The sequence below is a fragment of the Yoonia sp. genome (assembly GCF_046498525.1).
In the GTDB taxonomy this organism is placed as follows: domain Bacteria; phylum Pseudomonadota; class Alphaproteobacteria; order Rhodobacterales; family Rhodobacteraceae; genus Yoonia.
In genome coordinates this window covers 1-7,580 of sequence record NZ_JAWOAN010000177.1, presented here as the reverse complement: position 1 = coordinate 7,580, position 7,580 = coordinate 1, and the positions used below count along the sequence as shown (strand labels likewise).

At 58.0% G+C, this 7,580-nt stretch carries 9 protein-coding genes; 6 read left to right on the top strand and 3 right to left on the bottom strand.

Features of this window, described 5'->3' with window-relative positions:
- The 6 genes from R6T97_RS11195 to R6T97_RS11170 all read left to right on the top strand — a co-directional run.
- On the top strand, positions 1–807 hold an 807-nt coding region (locus R6T97_RS11195; RefSeq protein ID WP_410349371.1), incomplete at its 5' end, for a glycosyltransferase family 4 protein.
- On the top strand, positions 804–1,736 hold the full coding sequence (locus R6T97_RS11190) for a glycosyltransferase family 2 protein (protein ID WP_410349370.1): 933 nt from the start codon (positions 804–806) through the stop codon (positions 1,734–1,736). The genes R6T97_RS11195 and R6T97_RS11190, both read left to right, overlap by 4 nt.
- 359 nt (positions 1,737–2,095) lie before the next feature.
- Positions 2,096–2,434 carry a DUF6638 family protein gene (locus R6T97_RS11185; RefSeq protein ID WP_410349369.1) on the top strand — a complete coding sequence of 113 codons (339 nt, stop codon included), beginning with the start codon at positions 2,096–2,098 and terminating at the stop codon, positions 2,432–2,434.
- 23 nt (positions 2,435–2,457) lie between these two features.
- Positions 2,458–2,673 carry a DUF6638 family protein gene (locus tag R6T97_RS11180; RefSeq protein ID WP_410349368.1) on the top strand — a complete coding sequence of 72 codons (216 nt, stop codon included), beginning with the start codon at positions 2,458–2,460 and terminating at the stop codon, positions 2,671–2,673.
- Positions 2,673–2,948, top strand: coding sequence for a hypothetical protein (locus R6T97_RS11175; protein WP_410349367.1), 276 nt, complete (start codon positions 2,673–2,675; stop codon positions 2,946–2,948). The genes R6T97_RS11180 and R6T97_RS11175 overlap by 1 nt, the downstream gene beginning before the upstream one ends.
- 12 nt (positions 2,949–2,960) lie before the next feature.
- The gene (locus tag R6T97_RS11170; protein ID WP_410349366.1) at positions 2,961–3,647 is read left to right on the top strand and encodes a DUF1523 family protein; all 687 of its coding nucleotides are present in this window, start codon (positions 2,961–2,963) and stop codon (positions 3,645–3,647) included.
- 67 nt (positions 3,648–3,714) lie between these two features.
- Here R6T97_RS11170 and R6T97_RS11165 read toward each other — a convergent pair whose 3' ends face one another.
- From R6T97_RS11165 to R6T97_RS11155, 3 genes are all read right to left on the bottom strand, one after another.
- Positions 3,715–6,033 carry an aldehyde dehydrogenase family protein gene (locus R6T97_RS11165; protein ID WP_410349365.1) on the bottom strand — a complete coding sequence of 773 codons (2,319 nt, stop codon included), beginning with the start codon at positions 6,031–6,033 and terminating at the stop codon, positions 3,715–3,717.
- A 3-nt stretch (positions 6,034–6,036) separates the two neighbouring features.
- Positions 6,037–6,960, bottom strand: a complete 924-nt coding sequence (deoC, locus tag R6T97_RS11160; protein ID WP_410349372.1) for a deoxyribose-phosphate aldolase — start codon at positions 6,958–6,960, stop codon at positions 6,037–6,039.
- A gap of 177 nt (positions 6,961–7,137) precedes the next feature.
- Positions 7,138–7,580: helix-turn-helix transcriptional regulator (locus R6T97_RS11155; protein ID WP_410349364.1), on the bottom strand; the 443-nt coding region annotated here is incomplete at its 5' end.

Below are 7,580 nucleotides of genomic sequence, written 5' to 3'. Positions count from 1 at the left end.
CGCCGTGAACGCGAATGGCTGTCTTATGTCAGGCGCGTTTATAAAATCCTGCCCGGGCGCCAGCGGATGCTGCATGCCACGCGCGCGATCCTGACAGGATCGCAACACACAGCCAGTGAGATACCAGCCGGTTTTGCAGAAAAAGTGATCTGGTTGCCCGAAAATGCAATTAACCCGGCGCGGTTCAATCGCGTGTCTGCCCAAGATATCGACGGGCCGCTTCGGGCGTGCTTTATCGGTCGTCTTGTTCCTTACAAAGGTGCCGATATGGCAATAGAGGCCGCCGCACCCTTGCTGGCAGATGGCAGGCTGACGCTGGACATCATCGGCGATGGCCCAATGCGCAGCGATCTTGAGGCGCAAGTTAAAGCGCAAGGATTGGAAAGTGCCGTCGTTTTTCATGGCAATCTGAAACACCAGAATGTGCAGGATGTGGCATCTGCTTCCAACTTGATGATCTTTCCGTCGATCCGGGAATTTGGTGGCGGTGTCGTTCTTGAAGCCTTGGCCCTTGGCGTGGTACCAATTGTTGTTGATTATGGTGGCCCGGGAGAGTTGGTTATACCGGATATCGGTTACAAGGTTCCACTTGGGTCTCGTACTGAGATTATCGTGGCATTAACGGAGATCCTTGACGCGCTTGTCGCTGATCCGCATGATCTCCCTGCCATGAGTGCGCGTGGCCGGCAGTATATTCAGAACCATTTCACATGGTCAGCCAAAGCGCATAAAATCAATGAAGTTTACAGATGGATTTTGGGCCAGCGCGAAACGCGCCCGGATTTTAGAATTCCTGAAGTCAAATGATTACCCAGCCCATAAACCCCGCCTATGTCGTCATCTCGCCCGGTCGGAACGAGGCGGATTATATGCGCTGCACGCTTGATAGCATGGTCGCGCAGACGCTGCGGCCGGCGTTGTGGATCATCGTGGATGACGGGTCGACCGATGAAAGCCCGCAGATATTGGCCGAATTTGCCGCCCAACATGACTGGATCAAGGTGCTGCCTAAACCTGACCGGGGGCATCGCGCCGTGGGGCCGGGGGTGATCGAAGCGTTTTATTTCGGCCTCGATACCGTGGACCTCGATGACTACGACTATCTGTGTAAACTTGACCTCGATCTGGATCTGCCACCACGGTATTTTGAAATTCTGATCGAACGTATGCAGGCCGACGCGCGCATCGGCACCTGTTCGGGCAAGGCTTATTTCCGCAATGCAAATGGTGACTTGGTCAGCGAAAAGATCGGTAACGAGATGAGCCTTGGCATGACCAAGCTCTATTCTGTGGCCTGTTTTCGCCAGATCGGCGGCTTTGTCCGCGAGGTGATGTGGGACGGGATCGACTGCCACAAGGCGCGGATGCTGGGCTGGACACCGGTCAGCTGGGACGAACCGGAGCTACGCTTTGAACACCTGCGCCCGATGGGGTCGAGCCAGCAAAGCATCTATACTTGGAGGCGGCGGCACGGGTTTGGGCAGTATTACATGGGCACGCATCCGCTGTTCATGATCGCGTCAGCTGTCAACCGGATGCGCCAGCCGCCCTTTGTATTGGGGGGGCTGGCGATGTTGCAGGGATATTTTGGTGCGATGCTGCGGCGTGTGCCACGGCACGGTGATGCCGAATTGCGCGCCTTTGTCCGCGCCTACCAGCTGGACGCGCTGCGCCATGGCAAAGCCAGTGCTGTCGCCCGGATCGAGGCTGAGCGGGCAGCGGTGTGGGCCAGATGAACCAACATTAATTGTGAAACTTATGCTATGGGTGTTCCCTCCCGGATGATCATATTTCTCCTCGGCGATCTGCCCTGTTCATGGCAAGATCGGTGTTGCGGGACGTTCGAGACGGAGTGCCACCATGCTTATCCATCTTCACAAGCACGCAAGCACGCAACGACGACGCCGAAGGTTCGGGCTAACATTCATGCCAGCACGGAGCATGCGCCGGTGCTCGCGGAGCGCTTCGGCGTTGGTCAGGCCGCTTGCATACTTGTCGCCCACTCGGGCATGTTGGCGTCGGGACCAGTCTAGGCCAGCGGCGTCTCCGCACAGCTTTGCAACCGAACAGAATAACAACCTGCTGAACTCATTCAATGAGTTTCGAATCAGAAGCAGACGGCAAGAGAATTCGTCGCCCGGCCATTTTGGTGGACTGTACTTTTTTGGCGAGGTGGAGCACCCTGCAGCGATTGTTGCGACAAAAAAACAGCACTTTGGCGCTGCCTATCCCGTTTGTCTTCGATTCGCAGGACCGCGATTGCGGATTTCTGACGCTGCATAAAGTGGTCGAACTGATCGTTGAGGTGCGCGGCGTGGATTTTGCCGCAGTACTACATCAGCAGATGGACTTCATCGTTGCCGTTGTTGTAGTCGAGATGAAAGTAGACCTTGCTGGCGCGACACACCGCGATCTGCGCCAGTTGGGGCGGTAGTATGCGGACCAGTTGCCAAAGGCATGGCAGGGTCTGGCGGCAGCTATGCTGAATGGCCGGACGAAAAGCGGGCTTATGTCGTTGATTTTCTTGACCGCGAGTACCAAGTCGATAAGGCAGGGGCGCATAGGGCGCTGGGTGGCCACGAGGCTGGGATGACTGAATTGCCAAGGGTCACGCAACCTGATTTGATTGTGCGCGTCGGGCCGTGGGGGCCAGTGGCACGAGGGAGAAGCTGATGGGATTTATCAAACTGGTTATCTTTGGCTTTATCGGGCTGACGGTGATCTACTTTTCCGTCTCGCTTTATTCGCGGTCGGTCCGGAAAGAGCGGTTGGAAGATGAATTCGACACCGAACACCCCGACGGCGGCGTGCCGGGCGCGCGAGACACTTTTGTCTCTGAAGGGTTAAAGGCCTATGATGCATCCGTCCGCCCCAAGCTGATTGGACTTGTCTATGTGGTCCCGATGGTCGTGATCGGGGCAATCGTCTATATGATCAACGCCAGATAAAGGACGGACGCCATGCGCCGGATCAAGATAGCTTTTCGTGTAACCGTGTTTGTGATCGTGGGTCTGCTGCTGCATTATACCTTGCCGCAGCATGATATCGTACGCGTAGTGAACACCTATCAGGAACGGCAGGACCTGAACGACTGGACTCGGATCTTCTGGGCCCGTCCGGATGATCAATCCGCAGCCCTGATCAATCGTGACGTTCAGTTCATTCAAACGGTCAAGCAACGGACGATGCTGCTCGGGTTTATTCCGCGCGAAGGGACCGAGGTGATGGTGTATCGCAATGAAGATACCGGCTGGTCGTGGCCATTCTACTTCAAGTTCGACACCGCGAACCTGCAAACCGAAGCGGATGATCTGGTTTCAACGGCCGATGATCCGAAGTGGGCTGTGATGACCCACTACGGTTGGCGCAACGAGTATATTTCGGCCTTTCCCAATGCCGTTGCGATCCGTCCCGTGGAGGGGCCTGATGTTACTATCATCCCTTGGTTCAACATTTTCTTCTTTATTTTCGTGATTGTCGCGATCTTGTTTCTCCGCGCAATGTGGCGGCAGTTTCGCGAACGCTCTGTTGATCCGCTTCTCGATGCGGCTGGCCATCAAATTGATGAGGTTCAGGCTGAAGTATCCGAACGCAAGGGGCGGATCAGCCGCTGGCTGGATACGTGGCGCGAAAAGGACAAGCGGTAGAGGGGGCGCTGCCCCCGACGCTGCGCGCCTCCCCCGAGGTATTTTCGAACATGAGAAGATGGGGCGATTATTCGCCGTAGGGAATCCAGATGTTTTTGATTTCCGTGCTGGCGGCGAGGTAGTCTGTTGTTGAGGGCGTCATAGCCGTGCCGTTGTTCACCCATGTCCGTTTGAGGTTGCCCGCGCTTTCCTGTTCGATTGTGCCGCTCAGCTCACTGCTGGAGAATGACCAGACCGCATCAATGTCGAGGTGTTTGGCCAATGTCGGCGCAAGCTCTGTGTGGGTGCCGGTGATGATGTTCACCACACCGGCAGGTACGTCAGAAGTTTCCAGAACCTGATAGAAATCTGTGGCAGCCAACGGGAAAGGTTCGCTTGCTGCAAGGATCACGCAGTTGCCCATTGCGATTGCGGGGGCCATGGCGTTGATCAGCCCGGCAAGTGGCGCGGCGTCATCGCACAGGATGCCGATGTTGCCGACGGGTTCTTTCATTGCCAAGGCAACGCCGCGGATGGGCACACCGTGCACATGGCCGTCGTATTTGTCCGCCCAGGCTGCATAGGTGAAGAGCGTGCGAATGGATGTTTCGACCTCATCCGCACCGCTGCGCCCGCCGGTCATGTGGTTGATGCGATTTGCGAACTCATCGGCGCGCGCCGAGAGGTTTTCAGCAATATAGTAAAGGATTTGTGCGCGCAGGTGGCCTGTGGTCTTGGACCAGCCTTTGGCCGCGTTGCAGGCCTCCACTGCGTTGCGGATGTCCTTGCGATTGGCAATGGACGCGTGCCCCAGAAGCTTGCCGCGCGGGCTGAAAACAGGGTTGGAATAGCCACCATCGGGTCGCGCCTGTTTGCCTCCGATATAAAGCTTCGCGGTGCGATCCAGCGGATTTGCGGGGTGGCCGTCCTCGGTGGTGAATGCATCAATCTTCTTGAGCGGTTTGGCGGTATTTTTGGGTTTGGTATAGCCTGCCAGCCCTTCCCAGCCTCCCTCACGCCCAAAGCCGCTTTCGCGCACCCCACCGAAACCGGCGGCGGCGTCCATCATGTTGGTGCCATTGACCCAGACGATCCCTGCAGCCAGTTTCGGCGCGATATCAAGGGCAAGGTTGATGTTTTCCGACCAGACAGAGGCGGCAAGCCCGTAACGGGTGTTATTCGCGATCTGCACCGCCTCGGCGGGCGTGCGGAAGGTTGTCGCGACCAGAACAGGACCAAAGATTTCCTCTTGCATCAAGGTTGATGCGGGCGCTAGGCCGGTGATCAGCGTCGGCGGATAGAAACAGCCCTCGGGTGCGCTGGTCTGATAGGTTTCACCTTCGGTATTCGTGCTGACCATCTTGCTGATTTGCGCGTGCTGAACCGGATCAACGATGGCGCCGATGTCGATGCATTTGTCCAGCGGGTCACCGATCCGCAGCCCGTCCATGCGGGCCTTGAGCTTGGCATAGAAACGGTCGGCGATCCCTTCCTGCACCAGAAGGCGCGAGCCTGCACAGCAGACCTGCCCCTGATTGAACCAGATCGCATCGACCAGCCCTTCGATCGCTGAATCAATGTCGGCATCTTCGAACACGATGTAAGGGGATTTGCCCCCCAGTTCGAGCGAGAGCGCCTTGCCGGACCCGGCGGTCGCTTTGCGGATATTGCGGCCCACTTCGGTTGATCCTGTAAAGGCGATCTTGTCGACGTCGGCATTCACAAGGGCCGCCCCTGTTTCACCGTCGCCCGTCACGATATTCACAACACCGGGGGGCACGCCAGCTTGTGTGCAGAGATCGGCAAAGACCATCGCCGTCAGCGGTGTGTATTCGGCAGGTTTCAGGACAACCGTGTTGCCCATCGCCAAGGCAGGCGCGATCTTCCATGCCAACATCAGCAGCGGGAAATTCCATGGGATGATCTGCCCGCAAACGCCCAAGGGGTCGCGGTCGGGCAATTCGGCTTTCATCAACTGTGCAAAGCCTGCATGGTGATAGAAATGCCGGATCGCGAGTGGCACGTCGATGTCGCGGCTTTCGCGGATCGGCTTGCCGTTATCGAGCGTTTCCATCACCGCCAGCAGGCGGCTGTGTTTCTGCATCAATCGCGCGATGGCATAAAGTACGCGGGCGCGTTTGTGGCCTGATTTTGCCCAGGCGGGCTGCGCCTTGCGGGCGGCGGCAACGGCGGTGTCGATTTCGTCGATGGTGCCTTTGGTCACGCCAGCCAGTTTTTCACCTGTAGCTGGGTTGTTGGACGCAAAGTCGTCGCGCAGGGCGTCCCATTTGCCGTTGATGTAATGGCCTGCGATGCCGCCATGGTTGGCCAGCCAAGCCAGCGCCTCGGCACTGCTTTCGGGTGCAGGGCCGTAATCCATGGTTTCGAAGATTTCCTTGATGGTCATGGCTTATCCAATCGCGTGACGCCACGAGGCGGAATAGGCCCCTGTGACGTGATGTTCGAGTTGCCGCTCGATGTCGCCCAACAGGCTGGAAGCGCCAAAGCGGAAAAGGTCGGGTTGTAGCCAACGGTCGCCCAGTTCGTCCTTGATCATGGCAAGGTAGACCAGCGCATCCTTGGCTTTGCTGATCCCGCCAGCAGGCTTGTAGCCGACCTTGATGCCCGTCCGGTCCTGATAGTCACGGATGGCGCGGATCATGGTCAGGGTGACGGGCAGGGTGGCGTTGACGGGTTCTTTGCCCGTCGATGTTTTGATGAAATCGGCGCCTGCCATCATGCAAACGAACGACGCGCGCGCGACATTGCGCAGGGTGCCAAGCTCGCCCGTGGCAAGGATCGCCTTGACATGCGCATCGCCGCAAGCGGCGCGCATTTCCTTCATTTCATCATAGAGCGCTTGCCAGTTGCCTGTCAGCACATGGCGGCGGCTGATCACGATGTCGATTTCCGCAGCACCCGCGGCGACGCTTTCACCGATCTCGGCGATGCGCAGATGGAAGGGGGACAGGCCGGCCGGAAAGCCGGTGGAGACCGCGGCGACAGGGATGCTACTGCCTCGCAGCGCATCCACGGCTGTTGGCACCATTTCGTGATAGACGCAGATGGCACCGGTGGTCAGCCCCTCCATCCCCAAGGCTTCGAGGATCGGTTGCGCAACGGGCTGGCGGGCCTTGGCGCAAAGACGGCGCACGCGGCCTTCGCTGTCGTCGCCCGAAAGCGTCGTCAAATCCATCAGGCTGATCGCTTTGCAAAGCCAGGCGGCCTGATAGTCTTTTTTCACGCTGCGTCGGCCAGGCAGGGTTTTTGCCCGCCTTTCGATGGCCGAGGTATTGGCCTGTACGGCCATGACCCAATCAAGGTCCAGCGGCATGCCGTCGTTGCGTGGTAGGTGGAGTTGCGGCAGCTGGGATGTGGTCAGTGTCGGGGATTGGGTGGTCTGCAAGGTGGCCTCCTGCGCTGCCTGACAAGCGTGGCACTTCGGCGCACTCTTGGCAAGCTTTGACCGTTTGGTCAAATACTATATGATTTGCTGCTGCGCCGTTACTTTTCAGGTCGGTTGAACCACCTGCTTTTGAAACTTCTGGCGGTACTGCAGCGGGGTGAATCCGTGCGCGGCCCGAAAGAGTTTGTGGAAATGCGACATGTTGGGAATGCCGCAATCGGCTGCTATCATGCTGATTGCTTCGCTGTCGGTGGTCAACGCCCGCGCGGCGTGCTGCATCCGGATGTGGTTCACATAGTCGGACGGTGTTTGCCCCAGATGCTTGCGCATCATACGGCTGACATGCGGGTGTGCCTTGCCTGCGACGGCGACCAGTCCGGCAGAACCGTTGCGGAAAACCTCGGGCGATTTTGCGGCTGTGCAGGCTTGGCTGAGCCAGACAGGAATATCATCAGCGAAGCTTTCCGCCGTCAGTTCCGCGCAGAGTGGCAGCAGAAAGGCTTCTGCGGCCAGCGTGTCACACGGGCTGCTTTCCAACTGCACTGCAG